This window comes from Rhodococcoides corynebacterioides (genome assembly GCF_019834675.1).
Classification (GTDB): domain Bacteria; phylum Actinomycetota; class Actinomycetes; order Mycobacteriales; family Mycobacteriaceae; genus Rhodococcoides; species Rhodococcoides corynebacterioides_A.
Genome location: NZ_JABUBU010000012.1, coordinates 21,919 through 41,828 on the forward strand (window position 1 = coordinate 21,919; position 19,910 = coordinate 41,828).

The following is a 19,910-nucleotide window of genomic DNA, read 5'->3' on the forward strand; positions in this document are numbered from 1 at the left end:
CCCCCCGCGGGTAGTTTGGCGATTCGATGGCTGACGACAACACGACCGAAGAGACCCGCACCGGGGACCTGGAGACCACCGACGGAACGGGGGCCGGCGGGTCGTCGGACATGACCGTCGCCCAGCTGCGCGAGTGGCTGCGCACCTGGGTCGCCGAGGTCACCGGGCAGCCGGTCTCGCAGATCTCCGACGATCGGCCGATGGAGGAGTTCGGGCTGTCGTCCCGCGACGCCGTCGCGCTGAGCGGGGAGATCGAGGAACTGGTCGGCGTCACGCTCACCGCGACGGTCGCCTACCAGCACCCCACCATCGCGTCGCTGGCCACCCGCATCATCGAGGGCGAGCCCGACGTGCCGGAGGGCGCGTCGGACGACGCGTTCTACCTGGGCGCGTCGGCGGGGACGGGACACGACGTCGCGATCGTCGGACTCGCCACCCGCCTGCCCGGCGCGGGGCACACGCCGGAATCGACGTGGGACCTGCTCATCGAGGGTCGCGACGGCATCACCGACCTGCCCGACGGGCGGTGGTCGGAGTTCCTCGGCGACGCGCGGATCGCCGAGGCCGTGCGCACCACGGTCACCAAGGGCGGCTATCTCGACGACGTCAAGAGCTTCGACGCGGAATTCTTCGCCATGTCGCCGCGCGAGGCGGCCAACGTCGACCCGCAGCAGCGGCTGGCACTGGAACTGGCGTGGGAGGCCCTCGAGCACGCGCGCATCCCGGCCAGCGGGCTCAAGGGCGCGCCGGTGGGCGTGTTCGTCGGCACGTCGACCAACGACTACCAGATGATCGCGATCAGCGACACGGACCCGCACCCGTACGCGCTCACGGGAACGTCGACGTCCATCGTCGCCAACCGCATCTCGTACTACTTCGACTTCCGCGGGCCGTCCGTCGCGTTGGACACCGCCTGCTCGTCGTCGCTCGTCGCCGTGCACCAGGCCGTGCGCAGCCTGCGCAGCGGCGAGTCGTCCGTCGCGCTGGCGGGCGGCGTGAACTTGATCCTCGCGCCCGCGGCGACCCTGGGCTTCGGCCAGACCGGCGTGCTCGCGCCCGACGGCCGCATCAAGGCGTTCTCGTCCGACGCCGACGGCATGATCCGCTCCGAGGGCGGCGGCCTGCTGGTGCTCAAGCGTCTCGAGGACGCCGAGCGCGACGGCGACGACATCCTCGCCGTCATCAAGGGCAGCGCGGTCAACCAGGACGGCCGGTCCAACGGACTCGCCGCCCCCAACCCCGACGCGCAGGCCGACGTCCTGCGGGCGGCCTACCGGGACGCCGGGATCCTGCCGTCGACCGTGGACTACATCGAGGCTCACGGCACCGGCACCATCCTCGGTGACCCGATCGAGGCCGACGCGCTCGGCCGCGTCGTCGGTCGCGGCCGGTCCGCCGACGCGCCCGCGCTGCTCGGCTCCGCCAAGACCAACTTCGGGCACCTCGAGAGTGCGGCCGGTGCGGCGGGTCTGATCAAGGTGGTGCTCGCCATGCGCGAGAACACCCTCCCCGCGTCGCTCAACTACGCCGGTCCCAACCCCTACATTCCGTTCGACGCCGCCCGGCTGCAGGTCGTCGACGCGCCCACCGCGTGGCCGCGGTACTCCGGGTCCGCGGTCGCCGGCGTCTCCGGCTTCGGATTCGGCGGGACCAACGCGCACGTCGTCGTGCGCGAGTACGTCCCCGGTTCCACCGCCGACGCGCCGGCCGACGTCGATCCCGACGCCGTGTCGTTCGACGCGGCGGCCGTCGATCCGGAAGCGCTGGTCGGCGAATCCGTCGGCGCGCCGGAGGAGACCGACGCCGAGGTGCGCGAGGTCCTCGCGGAGGTCACCGGTGCCGGCTCCGCCGAGTCCACCCCGTCGGGCGAGGCGACCCCGTCTACCGAGGCCACCCCGTCCGGCGAGCCCGAGCTGCCGGTCCTGCTGGCGGTCTCCGCCTCGATGCCGTCGCGGCGTCGTCGGACCGCGGCCGATCTCGCCGACTGGCTCGAGACCGAAGCGGGCAGCATCGCCGATCTCGAGGCCGTCGCGCGAACCCTGGCCAAGCGCAACCACGGCCGGTCGCGCGCCGTGGTCCTGGCCACCACGCGGGCCGAGGCGATCACCGGTCTGCGCGCCGTCGCGGCCGGCAAGCCGGGCACGGGCGTCCTGTCCTCCGACAGTCCCGCCGCCAACGGCGCGGTGTGGGTGTTCTCCGGCTTCGGCGCCCAGCACCGCAAGATGGCGAAGGGTCTCTACGCGGCCGAGCCGCTGTTCGCCGCCGCGCTCGACCGGGTCGACGAGCTGATCGAGGACGAGTCGGGCTACTCGATCCGCGCCATCGTCGCCGACGACGCGCAGACGTACGAGTTCGAGAACTCCCAGGTCGCCATCTTCGCGATCCAGGTGGCGCTGGTGGAGACTCTGCGCGCCTACGGCGCGAGTCCCGTTGCGGTGGTGGGTCATTCGATGGGCGAGGTCGCCGCGGCGTACGCAGCGGGTGGCCTCGGCCTCGAGGACGCGGTCCGCATCATCGTCGCCCGCTCCCGCCTGCTGGGCGAGGGCCAGGAGGGTCTCGGTGACGCCGAGGCCGGCGCCATGGCCCTGGTGGAGTTCTCCGCCGCCGAGGTGGCCGAGCTGGCGGAGCGCTTCCCCGGCGTCGAGCCCAGCGTCTACGCCGCGCCGACGCACACCACCGTCGGCGGTCCCGCCGAGCCGGTGCAGAAGCTGGTCGAGTACGCCGAGTCGCTCGGCAAGATGGGCCGCGTGCTCGACGTGCGCGGAGCCGGCCACACCTCGGCCGTCGACCCGCTGCTCGGCGAACTCGCCGCCGAGCTGATGGGCATCGAGCCGCACCCGCTGGCCACCGCGGTGTTCTCGTCGGTGGACAAGGAGGCGTTCTACCGCTCCGGCCACGAGCCGATCCACGGAGTGGACTACTGGACCAAGGGCATGCGCCACGCGGTCTGGTTCACCCAGGCGGTGAAGACGGCCGTCGACTCCGGCTACACCACGTTCGTCGAGCTGGCCCCGAACCCGGTGGCGCTCATGTCCGTCGCGGCCACCGCGTGGGCCGCGGGCGTTCCCGACGCCACGCTGATCGCCACGCTCAAGCGCAAGGAGAGCGAGCCGGCGACGTTCCGGGCCGCGCTGGCCGAGCTGTACGTGCACGGGCACCCGGTCGACCTGGCCGCGGTGATCGGACCCGGCGAGTACGCGCCGATCCCGCGCACCGCGTTCATCCGCAAGGAGCACTGGCTGCACGCCGACGTCACCCTCGGCGGCTCGCCCGCCCGCGTCGCCCTCCCGGACGGTCGCACCGTGTGGGAGACGCCCGTCGCGCGCGTCACGTCGGCCGACGAGTTGGTGCGTCGATTGGCGTCCGAGGTGCTCTCCGACGTCGTCGTGGGTGCGGTCGTCGCAGGTGACCCGCCCACCACGGGATCGATCACCACGGTGCTGACCCCGCATCCGGGGGGCGCCGCACTGCAGTTGCAGTGGAACGACGGCGGGACCTTCCGCCCCTGGGCCGAGGCCGTCGTGACGTCCGGCGCCGCGGCGGTGTCCGCGGGTGCCCCGGCGGCCGCCGCCCCGAGCGTCGCCGACGGCGTGGGGACATCGCCGATCGGGAACGGGGACGGGGTCGAGTACGAGCCCGAGGTGGTCGAGGACTTCGGCAACCGCTGGGACCCGACGGGCAGCCAGACCATGGAGGAGCGGCTCGCGATCATCGTGGCCGAGTCCATGGGCTACGCCCCCGAGGACCTGCCGGCGGAGATCCCGCTGATCGAGCTCGGGCTCGATTCGCTCATGGCCGTGCGCATCAAGAACCGCGTGGAGTTCGAGTTCGACATTCCGCAGGTGCAGCTGCAGGCCGTGCGCGACGCCAGCCTCCGCGAGGTGGAGAAGTACCTCCGCTACGCCCTCGAGAACCGCGAGGAGGTCGAGGCGCTCGCCGATGAGCAGCGCCGCGAGCGCGAGGCGGAGCAGGCACGGGAGGCCGGGGAGGGCGGTGAAGGCACCGAGGCCGAGGACGGCGCGGCCACCGCTGCGCCGGACACCGCCGAGTCCACTCCGGAGCCCGAGGCCACCGGTCCGTCGGTGGCGACGGCGTTCGAGGCACCGGTCACCGACACCGCCGCTCCCGTCACGGAGGCGGCCCCCGCCCCGAGCAGCGACGCCTCCGATGCGAAGAGCTTCGCCGAGGCCACGGGCACGGACGTCGCGCCGCGCGACGCGGCGGAGCGCCTGACCTTCGCCACGTGGGCGACGGTCACGGGCCAGTCCGCCAAGGGCATCTTCAACCCCCTGCCGGTCCTCGACGACCCGACGGCCGAGAAGTTGGCCGAACGCCTCAGCGAGCGCGCCAAGGGCGAGGTGACCTTCGACGACATCCTCGACTCGGAGACCATCGAGCAGCTCGCCGACATCGTGCGGCCGTTCCTCGAGGCCGGCGACGTGACGGGGCTGGTCCGCACGCTGCGCGCCCGTCCGGAGGGGTCCACCGCCGTGCCGGTGTTCGTCTTCCACCCGGCGGGCAGCTCGTGCGTGGTGTACGAGCCGCTGCTGCGTCGACTGCCGGCCGACACCCCGATGTACGGGCTCGAGCGCACCGAGGGCCCCATCGAGAAGCGGGCCGCGGAGTACGTGCCGATCCTGCGGGAGATCCAGGGCGACGGACCGTACGTCCTCATGGGCTGGTCGCTGGGCGGCGTGCTGTCGTACGCGGTGGCGTCGCTGCTGCGCGCGGAGGGTGCCGACGTGCGCTACGTCGGTCTCATCGACACCGTGATGCCGTACGAGCCGATTCCGGACACCCCGGAGGAGATCGAGCTGCGGTGGAAGCGGTACGCGCAGGTGGGCAAGAAGCTCTACAACGTCGACTACCCGCTGCCGTACGAGAAGTTGGCGCAGGCCGACGACGACGGTCAGATCGGCATCATCATGGATCTGCTGAAGATGAGCAGCGCCAAGATTCCGAGCGGGATCATCGAGCACCAGCGCACGTCGTGGTTGGACAACCGCGCCATCCAGACGGCGCAGCCGGAGCGGTACGACGGCGACGTCACCCTGTACATGGCGGACAAGTACCACGACGACGCCATCGCGCTCGAGCCGCGGCTGGGCCGGCGTGAGGAGCACGGCGGGTGGGGGCCGTACGCTCCGAAGCTGGACATCGTCTACGTCGGCGGTGACCACCTCGCCGTGATCGACGAGCCGTACATCGGCAGGATCGCGGCCGACCTGACGAAGAAGCTGGACACGATCTCGGCTTCCGGACCGAAGGAAAGTGAGTCGCACCCGTGACCTCGACCACCGCCGCCAAGCTCGCCGAACTCCGGGAGAAGCTGGAGCTCGCGAAGGAGCCGGCGGGCGAGAAGGCCATCGCCAAGCGGGCCGCGAAGGGCATTCCCAGCGCCCGTCAGCGCATCGACATGCTGCTCGACCCGGGCACCTTCGTCGAGATCGGCGCGCTGGTGCGAGCGCCGGGTGACCCGAACGCGCTGTACGGCGACGGCGTCGTCACCGGTCACGGTCTGATCGACGGTCGCCCGGTGGCGGTGTTCTCGCACGATCAGACGGTGTTCGGCGGGACGGTGGGCGAGATGTTCGGCCGCAAGGTCGCGCACATCATGGAGTTCGCGGCCGACATCGGCTGCCCCTGCATCGGCATCAACGATTCCGGCGGCGCGCGGGTGCAGGACGCCGTGACGTCGTTGGCCTGGTACGCGGAGCTCGGCCGCCGCCAGGAGCCGCTGTCCGGCATGTGCCCGCAGATCTCGGTGATCCTCGGCAAGTGCGCGGGCGGTGCGGTGTACGCCCCGATCAACACCGACATCGTGGTCGCCACCGAAGAGGCGTACATGTTCGTGACCGGGCCCGACGTCATCCGGTCCGTCACCGGCGAGGACGTCAGCCTGCACGATCTGGGCAGTGCGCGGAAGCAGGCCGAGTACGGCAACGTCCACCACGTGGCGGCGGACGAGAAGGCCGCGTTCGACTGGGTGCGCAAGTACCTGTCGTACATGCCGTCGAACTGCAATTCGGCACCCCCGGTCATCAATCCGGGTCTCGAGCCGGAGCTCACCGACTACGACCGCGAACTCGACACGTTCATGCCGGACTCGGACAACGCCGGGTACGACATGCACGAGGTGCTGCTGCGGATCTTCGACGACGGCGAGTTCCACGAGCTCACCGCGCAGACCGCCAACAACGTGATCGTGGGCTTCGCGCGGGTCGACGGCCGTCCGGTGGGCGTCGTCGCCAATCAGCCGATGGTGCTCTCCGGGGCGTTGGACGCGGCGAGTTCGGACAAGGCGTCGCACTTCATCAACATCTGCAACGCCTTCGACATCCCGCTGGTGCTGGTCACCGACACGCCGGGGTTCCTGCCGGGACTCGAGCAGGAGAAGATCGGCGTCATCAAGCGCGGCGGACGGTTCATCTTCTCGTACGTCTGCGCCAGCGTGCCGAAGGTGACGGTGGTGGTCCGCAAGTCCTACGGCGGCGGCTACGCCGTGATGGGCTCGAAGCAGCTCGGCGCCGACATCAACTTCGCCTGGCCGACGGCGCGTATCGCGGTGATGGGTGCCGAGGGCGCCGTGTCGATCATGGCGCGCAAGCAGCTCGCCGAGGCGGGCGAGAACGCGCCGGCCATCCGCCAGCAGTTCATCGACTTCTACAACGAGCACGTCGCGACGCCGTGGATCGCCGCCGAGCGCGGGTACATCGACGCCGTGATCGAGCCGTCGTCCACGCGCCTCGAGATCCGCAAGGCACTGCGGTTGCTGCGTGACCGGACGCCGGAGCGTCGCGCACGCAAGCAGCACCTGTTCCCCATCTGATCCACCCGTTTTCGCGGTGGTCCGCGCCGCGGGTGGGTTAGCGTTCCGCCCGTCGCCGTGAGACGACGACGCCTGGTGACCGTGTTGGCGGCGCTCGGCGCCGTCGTGGTGATCGCCGTGGCGGTCGTGGTGGTGGTGATCGTGACGCGCACCGGCGAAACCCGGCGCGACGACGACACGTTCCAGGCGTCGCTCGCCGACTTCTACGCCACCCCCGACGAGCCGCTGTTCGTGGTCCAGTCGCTCGCAGACCAGATCGTGCTGCCGAACACCACCGCTCTTCTCGCCGAGAACGCGTGCAGCGCTGCCGAACCCGCGCTGACGATGGCGTGGCTCGGCCAGGTCTCGCACCAGGACACGGCCATGACCGGTGGCCTCCTCGCGGTCGACTGGCTGGCCGATCGGCTGGCGGGCGTGCCCGCCGGATCGACCTGCGACGACCCGCTACCGGTCGAGCCCGCGTCGGCAGGCTCGTAGCCCTCGGCGTCGGAAACCCCGAGTCCGCGGATCCGAATCAGTAGACCCGAATCAGTAGACCCGCAGCGTTCCCGGCGACCACAGTCCCGAGCGGCTCCGCTCGGTGACGTCGACGTCCGCGGTGCGGGCGGAGGCGTCGAACCGGTCGTAGCGCTCCAGCGAGCCCCAGTCCCGTCCCCAGTCGTGGTTCAGGTACGTCGGGATCGCGACGGGGGAGGCGAGCATCTCGGTGAACCCGAGCGGTCCGCCGTTCTCGGCCGCCTGCCACGTGTCGGTGGAGGACACGGCCAGTCCGCGGTCCGGCAGGATGCGATAGCCCGGCACCTCGGCGACGCCGACGCGGTGGTCGAACGGCCGCTGGCACGGGAACTGCAGCCCGACGGCCCAGTCCAGCAGCACCGGCTGCTCCGAGCCGATCTCGTCCTGCAGCGTGGTCACGACGGGCACGCGCGGCGGGGTGAAGGCCAGCCACTGGTCCCCGGTGAGGTTGGGATCGTTGGCGACGATGCGGACGGCGTCGGTGTCGGCGGGCAGGTCCGCGCGGGGGATGCGCAGGTTCCGCCACGAGGGGGCCGGACCGATGTCCTTCGGCAGGTAGTCGCCCTGGACCGCGACGGTGCCGTCGGGCTGGGTGCGCCCGTACTCGACGCGCAGCGACTGGCCGTAGGTGAACGTTCCCGCGGTCGGGTCCTCGGACCAGATGCGGCCGGCGGCGGAGACCACGATCAGCGGGGCGTCGTCGGAGGCGGCGGGTAGGCCGTACCAACTCGACGTGGCGACGGCCGGGGTCTGCACCCCGGTCTGGTACGAGCCCAGCACGGGTGTGCGGGCAGGGTCCAGGCCGAACGGGAGCTTGGCGGTGGAGCCGTTGACGCCGACCGCGCCGACACCGCCGGCGGTACCGGAGGACTGGCCCTCCTCGAAGGAGGCGCCGACGGACTGCGAGTCGGTGTTGCCCTGGCCGGGCTTGACCTCCACGGCGTCCGCGCTGAGGTCGGTCGGCACACCGTTGGCGCTGAACCCGACCGGGTTCTCGCCGCCCAGGGGACCGAGCTCGGGATTCACGGGTCCGGGAAGCGGTTGCAGAACACCCTGATTGGGGTCGGACTCGACCAGCACGTCGCGGGCCAGACCGCAGCTGTTGCCTGCGAGGGCCTGCACGTTGGAGCGGCCCAGCGAGTACGCCGGGTACTGCGAGACGGCGCCCTTGAGCAGGGACGCGATCGCGAACAGCACCATCAGGCCGGCCACCACCGTGAGCGGTGCGGCGGCGAACTTCCGGATGCGGCGGCCGCGGACGCTGCCCGGCTTGGGCTGCGGCGCGGCGAATCCCTCACGGAGGTAGTGCCATCCGGCCAGCGCGACCGCGACGAAGAACAGCCCGAGAAGGACGGTGTTCGACTGGATGCCGGCGACGGAGACCACCTTGTCGAACCACGGCACGCCGTAGCTCGAGACGTACCAGTAGCCGTTGATGCCCGAGAAGGACAGGGCGAGAACGAAGACGAGGCCGACGACGAAGACGGTGCGGTTGCGGCGCGAGCGCAGCGCGCTGGCGGACACGGCGACGGCGGTGAGCGCGGCGAGCGATCCGGCGATGCCCGCGTAGACCCCGAAGTGGTGCGTCCACTTGGTGGGGTTGAACATCATGAAGAAGATCGTCCCGAAGACGACGCCGATCAGTCGCCACGCCGGACCGGACGGGACACCCGGAATGCGCTTGCGACGCAACAGGACCACGAGCGTCGTGAACAGGCACAGGAGCATCACCAGGAAGGCGAAGCGGCGGGTGACCGAGCCGTCCACGGTCTGGACGAAGAGGTAGTAGTACCGGAGGAAGTCGTTGTACCAGGGCAGGTTCGGCCCGATCAGGGTGCGAACGCGGGTGGATTCCTGCACGGCGGCGAACGTCTGGTCGCCGTAGACCACGATGAGCACCAGCAGACCGGCGCTCGCGATCGGGGCGAGGAGCGGCAGGGTGCCGACGGCGCGGTGCCGCTTGACCACGATGCGGGTGAGCGGCCTGATGCCGGTGATGATCGCGGCCACACACATCAGTCCGGTGGGCGCCGCGGCGAGGGTGAACGCGCCCACCAGGGCCGCCACCGCGGCCGGGAGCAATCGTCCGGTGGCGATGGCCCGCTCCACCGAGCACCACGTCACCAGCGCACCGAGGGCGACCACCGGCTCGGGACGCAGGCCGTTGTCGTAGGGCAGCCAGAACGCGAGGAAGACGAGGCCGCCGGTCCACAGCGCCACCGAGTTGGTGCGGACGGCGCGGCCGAGCCGCGGGACGACCTCGCGGCTGATGACCAGCCAGCAGAGCACGCCGGCGACCAGGGCGGGCAGGCGCATCCACGGGCTGGCGGTGGAGATCTTCGCGAAGGCGGCGAGCACGTCGTAGTACCAGCCGAACGGGGCCTCGGGTACGCCGAACCAGCGGAAGTAGTTGGCCATGTACCCGGCGTTCTCCGACACCCGGGCCATGGTGAGGAGGTAGCCGTCGTCGGAGGTGTTGGCGCCGAAGAAGTGCCAGCCGACCAGGGCGCCCACCACCACACCGTCGATCCCGGTGGGTCGCCACCAGCCGGTGGGGAAGAAGCGGCGGTGCGAGCGGCCGTCGAGACCGTCGAGCCGCGCCAGTGCGCCGAGGGCGAGGGCGGTGGTGCCGGCCGCGCCGATCATCACCAGCAGTTTGAGCAACCCGGGCGACGACGAGAACCGGGAGTCGACCGAGAGGTCGACCGACAGACCGGGGTACGACGACGCCGGTCCGGACAGATCGGAGTAGACGCCGACCACCTGGGGCCGGAAGTCCCCGTCGAGTCGGCCGGCGCGCGGCGCGCCCTGGTCGTCGGTGAGTCCCTCGAAGGAGGCGGTGGTCGCGTCGAGGTCGGAGTCGAACCGAATCGCGGTGCAGGCCGGCGACTCCACCTGTGACCGCGGGGCGGACGCGATGACCACGTTGCGGTCGAGGACGTCGACCGAGGACGACGAGACCCGGACGAACATCGCGTTGAGCGCGGCGCCCTCGCCCTGGGGCGGTGCGGTCGACAGCAGCAGGCCGCCGGCGTCGGGCAGCGCACCGACCGCGGTGCACGGAACGGTCACGCTCATCGACTGCGGGACCTGCGACATCAGCGGGGCGTCGACGCTGTCGAGCGTGCCGTTCTGCGGCCACCGAACCGAGGCGTCCTCCTGGGTGACCGGGAGGAACGGGGTCAGCACGGCGAACAGCGCCCCCAGCAGTCCGGCGACGACGGCGATCAGACGGGTGGTGCGGTACTGCCCACGCAGATCTGCCGATCGTGTCCCGCGGTCGGGTGTCGGCGCAGCGGGCACGGAGGGAGCGTCAGGCACGGCTACCGATGTTATGCGACCGTGACGCCGCACCCGAATCGCCGGTTACCTACTGGTAGCCGATCTGTCCCGGACTCCAGAGTCCGGACCGCCCGACCGTGTCGACGTCCACCGTCGCGGGTTCCGCTTCGGGGTCGAGCGGGAGGTACCGCTCCAGCGAACCCCAGTCCCGCCGCAGGTCGTCGGCGAGGTAGGTGGGCACCGTCTCGGCGCGCAGGATCAGCGGAGTCCAGCCGAGCGGACCGCCGCCGACGGAGTCCTGCCACGCGTTGGTCGACTCCGCGCCCGTGCGATCGGGCAGGATGCGCCACTCCGGCAGTTCCGCGACACCCAAGCGGTGGTCGAAGGGCCGCTGGCAGGGGAACGCCAGGCCGACGGACCAGTCGAGCAGCACCGGCGCGGTCGGCCCGACGACGGCGTTCAGCGTCTCGGTCCGCGGTGTCCGCGGGGGCGTGACGGCGAGCCACTGGTCGCCCGCGAGGTCGTCGTCCGTCGCGACGACGCGCACCGCGTTCGCCTCCCGAGGGATGTCCGCCGGCGCGACGCGCAGTGTGCGCCACGACGGCTGCGGGCCGATGTCGATCGGGGTGACGCGGCCGAGGAGCCGCTCGTTGTCACCGTCGACACCGTCGACACCGCCGACACCGTCGACGGCGGCGAACTCCAGCTCGAGCGACTGACCGGGCGTCACGATGCCGTCCGCGTCGACCGACCGGATGCGCCCGGCGGCGGTGATGGCCAGGAAGTCCTCCGTCCGCGGCAGCGCGTACCAGCTGGACTCGAGGGTCGCCGGGGCACTGTCGCCGGAGCCGAAGCTGCCGAGGACCGGCGTGGTCGCGGGATCGAGGCCGAAGGGCAGGGCCACGCGGGAGCCGTTGACGCCGGTGCCCGCGGTGGTGCCGCCGCCGGTGCCCGCCGTGTTGGCGGTGCTGCTCTGGTCGGTGTCGGACGGGTCGACGGAGTTGGCGCCGCCCGTGGTGCCCGAGGTCTCCCGGTCCGCGGAGAGGTCGCTCGCCACACCGTCGGGCGTGAACCCGACGGACGACGTCCCGGCCAGCGGATCGACGCCCGGCGTCGGGTTCAGCGGTTGCAGCATCGAGGAGTTCGGATCGGACTCCACCAGGACGTCGCGGGCCAGGCCGCACGTCTCGCCCGTGAGCGCGTTCAGGTTCGAGCGCGCCACGGAGTACGCGGGGTACTGCGACACCGCGCCCTTGAGGAGCGAGAGGATCTCGAACAGGACGACGGCGGCGGCCACGATCGTGAGCGGCGCCCCGCTCCAGCGCCGCAGGCGGGTGGGTTGCGGCGGGCGGAACGGCGCGCGGAAGTGCTGCCACGCCGCCACGGCCAACGTCAGGACGGTCAGCCCGAGCAGGACGGTCGCGAATCCCTTGCCGGCGATGGACGGCGGTTTGTCGAACCACGGCACGCCGTAGCTCGAGACGTACCACCAGCCGTTCGAGCCGGTGAAGGCGAGCGCCGTCAGGAACAGCACGGCGGCGCCGAAGAGCGTGCGGTTGCGGGGTGAGCGTTCGGTGGCGGAGATGACGGCGATCGCGCCCAGCGCGGCCAACGACCCGGCGAGGCCGGCGTAGACCCCGAAGTGGTGGGTCCACTTGGTGGGCGTGAACATCATCAGCGCGAGGGCGCCGACGACGATGCCGAGGATGCGTCGGGACGGCCCCAGCGAGGTGCCGGGGATGCGGCCGCCGCGTCGCAGCATGACGACGATGCAGGTCACCAGGCACAGCAGCATCGCGAAGACCGCGAACCGGCGGGCGAGCGACCCGTCGGGCGAGATGTTGAGGAGCGCGTCCCAGCGGTACCGCTCGTCGAACCACGCGACGTTGGGGCCCACGGCGGACCGGACGCGGGTCGCCTCCAGGACCGAGGCCACCGTCTGGTCGGCGAACACCGCCGTCAGCACCACGGTGCCGGCCGCGAGCAGCGGCGCGAGCAACGCCGGCAGCCCGATGGCACGACGTCGTCGAATCACGATCTGCAGCACGGGACGGGACCCGGCGACGAGGGCGGCGATGGCGATCAGACCCGTCGGGCCGGCCGCCAGCGAGAAGGCCGCGATCACCGCGGCCACCGCCGCGGGAAGCAGTCGGCCGGTCGCGATGGCGCGTTCGATGGAGCACCACGTCAGGAGCGCGCCGAGGGCGATGACGGGCTCGGGGCGCAGGCCGTTGTCGTAGGGCAGCCAGAAGGCGAGGAAGACCAGGCCCGCCGTCCAGACCGCGACCGGCCGGGTGCGCACCGCGCGGCCGAGGCGCGGGATGACCTCGCGGCTGATGACGAGCCAGCACAGGATGCCGGCGAGCAGGGCGGGCAGGCGCATCCACGGGCTGGCCGTGGAGACCTTGGTCAGCGCCGCGAGCATGTCGTAGTACGGCATGCCGAACGGCGCTTCGGGGACGCCGAACCAGCGGTAGTAGTTGGCCATGTATCCGGCGTTCTCGGACACGCGGGCCATGTTGAGCAGGTAGCCGTCGTCGGAGGTGTTGGCGCCGATGACGTGCCAGACGACGAGCGTGCCCAGGACGACGGCGTCGACGCCGGTGAGGCGGAGCCAGTGGGCGGGGAGGAATCGACGCGGACGTCGACGGTCGACGCCGTCGAGACGGTGCAGCGCCACCAGCGACGCGACGGTGAGCAGCGCGCCGACGATCATCGCGAGCAACTTGACGGTCGACGGCGAGGAGGAGAACCGCGAGTCGACGGCGACCGTGGCCGTGGTGCCGTCGGGTGCGGGGCCGGTCAGGGTGGTGAACAGTCCGACGGTCTGTGGTCGCTGGTCGCCGGCGACCTCGCCCACCCGCTCGCCGAGCGTGGCCGTCGTGCCGTCCTGCGTCGAGGTGATGGTCAGTCCGTCGCAGCCGGTGAGCGCGTCGGCGGGCGCCGAGAGCAGCAACTGGTCCCGCAGCACCACCGACAGGCCGCGGTCGGCCCCGGTGGAGACGACCAGTCCGACCCGGCGGGCATCGGGCGCACCCGGCGCCGCGGTGGAGAGCACGACGCTGTCCGCCGGCGCGTCCGCGAGCACCGAGCAGGGGATGGTCGCGTCGAGGGCGAGGGGTCGGTAGGACACGAGGGGAGCGGAGACGGACTCGAACTGCCCGTCGGGCCAGGAGACGGTGGCTGCGTCCTGCTCGACCGGCAGGAACGGAGTGATCAGCGCGAGCAGAGTGCCGAGAACACCGGTGACCACGGCGACCAGCCGTGCCGTGCGGAACGACCGTGCTGCCGGGTCGGACGGGGATGGAGATTCGACGACGGCATTCGACACGGCCCCGATGCTAGGCGACCGCTCCGCGGGGCCCGTCATTCCCGCATGCCGCGGACGTCCCAGAGCACCGCGTCGCCGAGGACGGTGCCGTCCTCGCCCAGCAGGTCGGCGACGGTGCGGCGCAGGGCGTCGGCCGTCGACTGCGCGGTGGGCAGGATCACGACGTCGGCGTTCCAGTAGGCGAGGTCCTCGCGGGCGCGGGTGCGATCGACGTCCGCGAGGGGCGGCACCTCACCGGTGCGCGCGACCCGGCCGAGGAGCAGGGCCGTGGGCCGATCGACGGCGCCGTACTTCGCCTCGCCGTCGGCCTCCCCGCTCGGGCCGACGAAGTAGCCGCCGGCGATGCGGTAGGTCAGGCCGGCGTCGACCTGCCACCGGAGTGCGTCGGCGTTGCCGGGGCTCGGAATCGGCACGGTGACCACGGTGGCCATGCCGGTCTCGGCGCCGGTCTCGGCGCCGTCGACCAGGGCGCCCGGCAGACCGCCGGCGAGGACGGTGGGTGCCGGGGTGCGCTCGGCGGTGGGCAGGGGGACCGGGATCAGCGGAACCAGGGCGACGGCCAGCGCGCCCGCCCACAGAGCGGTCCGGCGTCGGCCGCTCCGATCGCCGCGGGCGGACAGGACGCGATCGGTGACGAGGGCGACGAGCATCGCCATGAGCGGCACCGCGGCCAACACGAACCGCGTCTCGAGGACGGATTCCAGCAGCGGCGTGCGGTCGAGCCACTCGCCCGGGAGCCAGCGCGCGACGGGATCCTCGGTGATCGTCAGTTCGGTCCCCACCGACAGCACGGCGAGCACGAGCACGGTCGCGGCGGCAGCGCGCGCGATCGGCAGACGCCGCAGGACGACGACGCACGCCGCGACCAGCAGCAGCAGGGGGACGCCGAAGTAGGCGTTCTGCTCGGTGGGGTTGAGTGCTACGTCCTCGGCGGGAAACGCCGTGCCCCACAGCGACTGCGGCGGGAACGCCACGAAGGACAGCAGCGAGTTGCCGGGCAGCTGGTGGTCGAGGTGGGTGTAGCTCTGCGGTCCGCGGAACTGCCACCACAGGGGCACCGCGACCAGGGCGGCGGCCAGTGCGGCGGCGAGCAGAACCGGGCCGAGACCGCGCCGGATCGTGGCGAGCGTGGCGCGCGGCGCCGCCGCGGTGTGCGCCACCAGCATCACGGCGACGGCGATGGCGAAGATCAGCAACGGTTCCTCGCCGAGCAGTACCTGCCACGCGGTGAGCAGGCCGAGAGCCACCGTGTGGCGGCGGACGTTCCGGCCCTGACCCAGCCGGATCAGGCACAGCGCCAGCACGGGCAGGACGCCCAGGAAGGTGAAGTTGGGGTGGGCGGACGCATGGCTGATCATGCCGGGGGCGAATCCGGCGATCAGTCCGCCCGACCCGGCCGCGAGGCGGGATCTGATCACCGTGCGCGAGAGGAGGAAGTACCACCCGAACGCGGTCGTCGCGAGGCCGAGCGTCAGGGCGAGCGTGAACGTCACCGTCGGACCGAACGCGAGGGTCACGGGGGTGAGCGGGATCGACAGGCCCAGCATGGCGGTGTTCGCCATCATGTTCACCCCGGCGGGGGCGTTCTGCAGATCGGAGAACAACGGGTTCTCCAGCGCGGCCACCGATTTCGCGGTGACGGCGAAGAACCACTCCCACATGGTCTGGTCCTGGCCGGAGAATCGGAGGTACCCGGTGCCGAGACGGTGCCACTGCCCGCCGAGCACGATCACCGCGAGCAGGAGGTAGACGCCCGCGGCCACGACGTCGGGACGACGCCGTCGGCGCGCCGTCGTGACGTCGTCGACGGTCGGGTCGAGCACCTCGGTCACGAGCCGCCGCCCGCACCACCCGCACCGGCCGCGGCGACACCGGCGTCGGCACCGCGTACGACGAGCACGAACGGGCCGATCTCCTGCACGTCGAATCGCGGGTCGTCGAACAGGGTCTCGGGGAACGTCACCGAGTACCGACGCACGTTCGGATCGTTCGGGTAGACGTCCTCGGCGAGGCGGAGTGTGTAGCCGTCGGCGCCGCGACGGAACAGGAACGCGTCGGGTGCCCGCCACGGTGCGGCGTCGAGCGCGGCGACCAACTCCTCGGGCGTGGTGAGCTCGCTCCACGACTCGATCGCGTCGGCCCGTGCGGAGAACTCGGCCAGCGGATTGGCGTAGTGGCTGGTCAGGCCCTGGAACCCGAAGTAGGGCAGGAACGCCAGGAAGGACGTGTCCGAGGTGAGGACCACGGTGTCGGTCCGCGGGCCGGGTCGGGCGGCCTGCAGAGCGGCGTCGACCTCCCCGTAGTACGACGCGACGCCGGGCGCGCGGCGATCGGCTCGATCGCCGTTGCCGTCGGTGTCCGTGTACGCGACGGTGATCTCGTTCTGCAGGACGTGGGGGATGTCCTGGGCGAACGCCAGCGCCCCGACCACGGCGACGGCCACCGAGGCCGTCCGGACACGCGGGGACTCCGAGGCGACGAGGTACAGCACGCGGGTGCCGTCGACGACGCCGAACACGCCGGCCGCGCCGAGCAGGGCGATGAGGACCGGTTCGAGGCGGAACCCCAGCAGGGTGGTCCCGGCGACGGTCGCGAGCATCGACAGCAGCGCCCACAGGTACACGGCCGCCACGCCGACGCCGAGGGCCTGTGCGCGGCGGGAGTCCTTCAGCCGGAACAGGATCCACACCGTGCCGACCAGGCAGAGCGCGCCGAGGAGCGTGAACTGCGTCATCGGCAGCGGCAGTTCGGCGCCGGTCTCCGGTAGGTAGTGCAGGGCGGTGCCGGATTCGGCGGTTCTCCCGGTGAGGGCCGCGGCCAGGTACGGGGCCCAGACGGTCAGGGCGATCAGCCCCGACAGCGCGGCGATCACGATCAGGCGCACGGCCGGATCCACCAGGGACGACGGGGTTCTCGACGCGCGGTAGCGCAGCAGGGCCGACACCAGGGCCATGAGCGTGACGGCGAAGGCGGTGAACCCCAGGTAGAGCGTGTAGACGGTGGCCGCGACCCCGAGGAACACGCCGGTGGCGACCACGGCGGCCCACCCTGCACCGCGCGGAGCGTCCGGGCGGTGCAGACCGCCCCACGCGAGGATCAGCATCGGCGGGATCAGGACGGCGATCACCGCGCCGTACGCCTCGGGGGAGGCGTACGCCAGGACCAGGGCCGTCACACCAAGCGCGGCGAGGATCGCGAGATCCCGGCGCACCAGGGCGGACCACAGGACCAGGCCGATCACGGCGGCGACCGCGAGCGAACCGATGGCCCAGGGCTTGTACGCCTCCCAGCCCGCGAGCCCCAGGGCGTCCGCGATGCGCCCGCCCACCCAGAACCACCCGGCCGGGTAGTAGGGCGGCAGGTCCGCGTACGTCATGTCCTGCAGCGCAGCCGAATCCGTCAGACGCGTCAGGTACTCGGTGCGGAACTCCTGGTCGACGGAGACGCCGAACAGGTAGAGCTTCGTCGCCGCCAGCGGCATGCCCAGCGTGACGGTGACGAAGCCGGACAGCCCGATCCACGACAACGGCTTCCACAGCAGCGGCCGACCGTTCCGGCGGGCCAGCACCACCGCGGCCCCGAGAACGGCCGTCGTCACCACCTGGCCGACCGTGGTGACGGCCCGAGTGACGTTGGAGGAGTTGAACGCCGGCCACTGCACCACGGAGAAGGCGATCAGGCCGGTCGCCGCGACGAGGGCGGCGACCACGACCGCCGCCACTGCCTCGGCGGCGACGGTGAGAGCCGTCCGCGCCGGCGCTGCCGCCCGCACCGTCAGAGGGGGAGTTTGCGGAAGACCGGACGCGGCACGTGCCGCAGACCCATCATCACGAAGCGGAAGGGGCCCGGTGCCCACACCAGGTCCTTGCCCTTGCGGGCCGAGGAGACGGCCAGCTTGGCGACGTCTTCCTTGTTCACCGTCAGGGGGGCTTCCTTGACGTGGGCGCTGAACTCGGTGCGCACCATGCCGGGGCGTATGACCGTGACGCGAGGACCGTACTCCCGCAACGCTTCTCCCAGGCCCAGGTAGAAGCCGTCGAGTCCGGCCTTGGTGGAGCCGTAGACGAAGTTGGAGCGGCGGACCCGCTCACCCGCCACCGAGGACATCACGATGATGCGTCCCGACGCCTGCGCCTTCATCTTCTGCCCGAGCAGCACGCCGACGGACACGGAGGCGGTGTAGTTGACGTTCGCCGTCAGGACCGCCTTGCGCTGGTCCTGCCACAGCTCCTCGGGGTCGAAGTCGACCGCGAACGCGACGACGGCGACGTCGACATCGCCTTTCTCCCACGCCTTCTCGATCACGGCGGGGTGCGCGTCGGTGTCGAGGGCGTCGAAGTCGATCACCTCGACCTCCCGCGCGCCGGCCGCCTGCATCTGCGCGACCGAGGCGTCGCGCTTCGGATCGTTCGGCAGCGCAGCGAGGATCACGCGCGCGGGAGCGGTGGCCAGGTACTCCTCGGTGATGGCGAGACCGATCTCGCTGGTGCCACCGAGCACCAGGATGGTCTGGGGGTCGCCCACGGCGTCGATCGTCACAGCAATTCCAACCTTCTGGCCATATCGGAGGCGAACACGCCGGTGGGGTCGACGGAGCGGCGGACACCGATCCACTCGTCGATGCGGGGGTACATCGCGTGGAACGTCTCGGCCGAGGTCCGCGAATCCTTGGCCGTGTACAGGCGCCCGCCGAACTCGAGGACGCGCTTGTCCAGATCGGCGACGAACCGGCCGAGACCGGCCTTGATGGGGAAGTCGACGCAGACGTTCCACCCGGCGATGGGGAAGCTCAGCGGGGCCTGGTTGCCCTCGCCGAACAGCTTGAAGACGTTGAGGAACGAGTAGTGCCCCGAGCGCTGGATGTCGACGATGATGCGCTTGAACTCCTCGACGGCCTGCGGCGGCACCACGAACTGGTACTGCAGGAAGCCGGCGGATCCGTACGCGCGGTTCCACTCACCGAACATGTCGAGCGGGTGATAGAACTGCGTCAGATTCTGGACCTTGCCGCGGTAGGTGCCCGACTTGCGGTACCAGAGCTCGCCGATCGGCCCGAACGTCCACTTGTTGGCCAGACCGTTGGGGAAGACGTCGGGGAACGTCAGCAGCTGGGGGGCGTCGAACTTCAGCGGATCCTTCTGCAGCTTGGTCGGCAGCTGGTCCAGCCGCGCCAGCGAGCCGCGCGAGATGGCGGCGCGGCCCAGCTTCGGCGGGCCGGAGATCGCGTCGAACCAGGCGCTCGAGTAGTCGTAGTTGCTCTCGCTGCCGTCGCTGTGGAACGCGATGGTGTCGTCGAGGCTCGCCGTGACGTCGCCGTCGGCGATGAAGTACGCCGTCTCGGTCGGGGTCATCTGGATGGTGGCGCGCAGGATGATGCCCGTCAGCCCGTTGCCGCCCACGGTGGCCCAGAACAGCGCCGAGTCCGGGCCGTCGGGCGTGATGTGCCGGACGGTGCCGTCGGCGAGGAGCAGGTCCATCGACCGCACGTGGTTGCCGAAGCTGCCCGCGCTGTGATGGTTCTTGCCGTGGATGTCGCAGCCGATGGCGCCGCCGATGGTCACCTGCCGCGTGCCCGGCAGCACCGGGACCCAGAGGCCCAGCGGCAACGCGGCGCGCATCAGCTGGTCGAGGTTCACGCCACCGTCGACGTCGACGATGTGCGTCTCCGCGTTCATGGAGTGGATGCGGTTCATCGCGCTCATGTCGACGACGAGGCCGCCGCCGTTCTGCGCGTTGTCGCCGTAGCTGCGGCCCAGCCCGCGGGCGATGACACCGCGGCGCAGGTGCGACGGCTTGCTCTCGTTCTGCTCCGCCACCACCCGCACCGCGTCGGCGACGACGGCCGGGTCCGGCGTGGAGAGAACCTGCGCCGTGGTGGGCGACGTGCGGGCCCACCCGGTGAGGGTGCGCGCGCTGGTCGGGGGCATATCGGTGATGGACATCGGTAGTCAG

9 protein-coding genes are annotated in these 19,910 nt (G+C 71.5%); 3 read left to right on the top strand and 6 right to left on the bottom strand.

What is annotated here, in order from left to right; all coding sequences use genetic code 11:
- Positions 1 to 26 precede the first annotated feature (26 nt).
- Genes pks13 through HQ603_RS12845 form a run of 3 tightly spaced genes read left to right on the top strand, consistent with a single transcriptional unit; the run spans position 27 to position 7,306 of the window.
- Positions 27 to 5,288, top strand: a complete 5,262-nt coding sequence (gene pks13 / locus HQ603_RS12835) for a polyketide synthase Pks13 (RefSeq protein WP_371831050.1) — start codon at positions 27 to 29, stop codon at positions 5,286 to 5,288.
- Positions 5,285 to 6,829 (top strand): acyl-CoA carboxylase subunit beta, encoded by a 1,545-nt coding sequence (locus tag HQ603_RS12840; RefSeq protein ID WP_222684913.1) that lies wholly within the window; start codon positions 5,285 to 5,287, stop codon positions 6,827 to 6,829. Before pks13 ends, HQ603_RS12840 begins: the two co-directional genes overlap by 4 nt.
- 57 nt (positions 6,830 to 6,886) lie before the next feature.
- Positions 6,887 to 7,306, top strand: coding sequence for a lipase family protein (locus tag HQ603_RS12845; RefSeq protein WP_222684914.1), 420 nt, complete (start codon positions 6,887 to 6,889; stop codon positions 7,304 to 7,306).
- Between the two features lie 51 nt (positions 7,307 to 7,357).
- Here HQ603_RS12845 and HQ603_RS12850 read toward each other — a convergent pair whose 3' ends face one another.
- Genes HQ603_RS12850 through HQ603_RS12875 form a run of 6 tightly spaced genes read right to left on the bottom strand, consistent with a single transcriptional unit; the run spans position 7,358 to position 19,900 of the window.
- On the bottom strand, positions 7,358 to 10,666 hold the full coding sequence (locus HQ603_RS12850; protein ID WP_222684915.1) for an arabinosyltransferase domain-containing protein: 3,309 nt from the start codon (positions 10,664 to 10,666) through the stop codon (positions 7,358 to 7,360).
- A 49-nt stretch (positions 10,667 to 10,715) separates the two neighbouring features.
- Positions 10,716 to 13,997 (bottom strand): arabinosyltransferase domain-containing protein, encoded by a 3,282-nt coding sequence (locus HQ603_RS12855; RefSeq protein ID WP_222684916.1) that lies wholly within the window; start codon positions 13,995 to 13,997, stop codon positions 10,716 to 10,718.
- A complete protein-coding gene (locus tag HQ603_RS12860) occupies positions 13,994 to 15,790 on the bottom strand; it encodes a glycosyl transferase (protein WP_222684917.1) in 1,797 nt (598 codons plus the stop codon). Before HQ603_RS12860 ends, HQ603_RS12855 begins: the two co-directional genes overlap by 4 nt.
- Positions 15,787 to 17,736, bottom strand: coding sequence for a galactan 5-O-arabinofuranosyltransferase (locus HQ603_RS12865; protein WP_371831052.1), 1,950 nt, complete (start codon positions 17,734 to 17,736; stop codon positions 15,787 to 15,789). The genes HQ603_RS12860 and HQ603_RS12865 overlap by 4 nt, the downstream gene beginning before the upstream one ends.
- The gene (locus HQ603_RS12870; protein WP_222684918.1) at positions 17,733 to 18,497 is read right to left on the bottom strand and encodes a decaprenylphospho-beta-D-erythro-pentofuranosid-2-ulose 2-reductase; all 765 of its coding nucleotides are present in this window, start codon (positions 18,495 to 18,497) and stop codon (positions 17,733 to 17,735) included. The genes HQ603_RS12865 and HQ603_RS12870 overlap by 4 nt, the downstream gene beginning before the upstream one ends.
- On the bottom strand, positions 18,494 to 19,900 hold the full coding sequence (locus HQ603_RS12875; RefSeq protein ID WP_222684919.1) for an FAD-binding protein: 1,407 nt from the start codon (positions 19,898 to 19,900) through the stop codon (positions 18,494 to 18,496). Before HQ603_RS12875 ends, HQ603_RS12870 begins: the two co-directional genes overlap by 4 nt.
- Positions 19,901 to 19,910 lie beyond the last annotated feature (10 nt).